General features: G+C 58.3%; 1 protein-coding gene. It reads right to left on the reverse strand.

Annotation, left to right across the window (positions count from 1 at the left end; translation table 11 throughout):
• Window positions 1–463 (reverse strand): hypothetical protein (locus tag AU465_RS32880; protein ID WP_192257157.1); only part of this gene is annotated, 463 nt, incomplete at both ends.

The raw sequence follows: 463 nt of genomic DNA on the forward strand, positions 1-463 counted from the left end.
TTGCGCGGCATTGTTCAGGACAAAGATATCCTGGTTGGCATCGGCCCCGTGTAGGGCATAGCTGCCATCGGCAAGATAATAGTAATTGTAGCCGCGGTCGGCATCGTAATCGTACGCTCCTCCCGCATGGATTGTCGCAGTCCCGCTCGATAGATAATAGCGGTTGCGGCCGGCATTGGCGTCCGAAACGGTGGCCTCGCCGGTCGAGAAATAATAGGATGAGTCGTCGAAACCGCTATCGGATCCATCAATGATCGCAGTACCGCTCGACAAATAGTAAAAGCCGCCATTGATGCCGTCCAGGTCGAGCGACACATCGCCCGAAGACAGATAGATCGACGTCTCGTTGCCGGAGCCGCTGACACTCACCGAAACGTCCATCCCGTCGCGCAGGGTGAGCGTGGAGGGGCCTGAGCCGTTCACATAGGTCAGCCGCACCTCATCGACGCCGGCCAGAACCGCC

This window comes from Mesorhizobium silamurunense (assembly GCF_014843905.1).
Lineage (GTDB): Bacteria > Pseudomonadota > Alphaproteobacteria > Rhizobiales > Rhizobiaceae > Mesorhizobium > Mesorhizobium silamurunense.